Source organism: Photobacterium rosenbergii (assembly GCF_003026455.1).
Taxonomy (GTDB): domain Bacteria; phylum Pseudomonadota; class Gammaproteobacteria; order Enterobacterales; family Vibrionaceae; genus Photobacterium; species Photobacterium rosenbergii.
The window spans coordinates 1-1,760 of the sequence record NZ_PYMB01000056.1 but is presented as its reverse complement, the minus strand read 5'-3'; the positions used below and the strand labels follow the sequence as shown (position 1 = coordinate 1,760).

Annotated in this window: 4 tRNA genes and 2 rRNA genes; all 6 read left to right on the top strand. The window is 50.9% G+C overall.

What is annotated here, in order from left to right:
* Positions 1–538, top strand: a 16S ribosomal RNA gene (locus tag C9J01_RS29305); the annotation flags it as partial.
* Positions 539–654: 116 nt separating this feature from the next.
* A tRNA-Glu gene (locus C9J01_RS29300) sits at positions 655–730 on the top strand.
* Position 731: 1 nt separating this feature from the next.
* Positions 732–807: transfer RNA gene (locus C9J01_RS29295), tRNA-Lys, on the top strand.
* Between the two features lie 30 nt (positions 808–837).
* Positions 838–913, top strand: a tRNA-Val gene (locus C9J01_RS29290).
* A 30-nt stretch (positions 914–943) separates the two neighbouring features.
* Positions 944–1,019 (top strand) — tRNA-Ala (locus C9J01_RS29285).
* Positions 1,020–1,284: 265 nt separating this feature from the next.
* A 23S ribosomal RNA gene (locus tag C9J01_RS29280) occupies positions 1,285–1,760 on the top strand; the annotation flags it as partial.

Sequence of the window (1,760 nt, the reverse complement as noted above, 5' to 3'; positions counted from 1 at the left end):
CTTTCCAGAGATGGATTGGTGCCTTCGGGAACTCTGAGACAGGTGCTGCATGGCTGTCGTCAGCTCGTGTTGTGAAATGTTGGGTTAAGTCCCGCAACGAGCGCAACCCCTATCCTTGTTTGCCAGCACGTAATGGTGGGAACTCCAGGGAGACTGCCGGTGATAAACCGGAGGAAGGTGGGGACGACGTCAAGTCATCATGGCCCTTACGAGTAGGGCTACACACGTGCTACAATGGCGTATACAGAGGGCTGCCAACTTGCGAGAGTGAGCGAATCCCAGAAAGTACGTCGTAGTCCGGATTGGAGTCTGCAACTCGACTCCATGAAGTCGGAATCGCTAGTAATCGTGGATCAGAATGCCACGGTGAATACGTTCCCGGGCCTTGTACACACCGCCCGTCACACCATGGGAGTGGGCTGCACCAGAAGTAGATAGCTTAACCTTCGGGAGGGCGTTTACCACGGTGTGGTTCATGACTGGGGTGAAGTCGTAACAAGGTAGCCCTAGGGGAACCTGGGGCTGGATCACCTCCTTAACGATATGACTGCGTTTTATGCAGTGTCCACACAGATTGCTTGGTTGAAATGTAAGAGAGCAAGGGTAGCGTTGGCTATCCTCGTTAGTGTGCCCAACACATTAACCAAACACTTAGTCCCATTCGTCTAGAGGCCTAGGACACCGCCCTTTCACGGCGGTAACAGGGGTTCGACTCCCCTATGGGACGCCACGGGTCGTTAGCTCAGTTGGTAGAGCAGTTGACTTTTAATCAATTGGTCGCAGGTTCGAATCCTGCACGACCCACCATCTTCTCCTTTGAGGATGTAAAATATCGGAGGGCGATTAGCTCAGTTGGGAGAGCACCTCCCTTACAAGGAGGGGGTCACTGGTTCGAGCCCGGTATCGCCCACCACTCTTTCTTTTTGAAAGACACCATTTCGATGGGGCTATAGCTCAGCTGGGAGAGCGCTTCGCTGGCAGCGAAGAGGTCTGCGGTTCGATCCCGCATAGCTCCACCACTCTCTAAGGTTTTTTCCTTAAGAATCCTTAGAAAGTGGATGTCGAAAGACAAACACATGCTCTTTAACAATCTGGAAAGCTGACTAGTAAATTGAATTCGAAGAATTCAATACTAATAGTTTCTACTTAAATAAGTAGGAACGAGTTCTCAAGCAACACACATTCAAGTGTCTTGTGTAAGAGTCCGGCGAAACACAGTTCATCAATACTCAGATGAACAACCTTGGTTGTTGAGCCATACGAACAGACCCCTTGGGGTTGTATGGTTAAGTGACTAAGCGTACACGGTGGATGCCTGGGCAGTCAGAGGCGATGAAGGACGTGCTAACCTGCGATAAGCCAAGAGAAGATGGTAAGAATCACTATACTCTTGGATTTCCGAATGGGGAAACCCAGCTGCATAAGCAGTTATCGTAACGTGAATACATAGCGTTGCGAGGCGAACCGGGGGAACTGAAACATCTAAGTACCCCGAGGAAGAGAAATCAACCGAGATTCCGGCAGTAGCGGCGAGCGAACCCGGATTAGCCCTTAAGCTAGTTTTGCGACAGGTGAATGAGCTGGAAAGCTCAGCGATACAGGGTGATAGCCCCGTAACCGGTAGCGCATTTCGAGTGAAATCGAGTAGGACGGGACACGTGATATCCTGTCTGAACATGGGGGGACCATCCTCCAAGGCTAAATACTCCTGACTGACCGATAGTGAACCAGTACCGTGAGGGAAAGGCGAAAAGAACCCC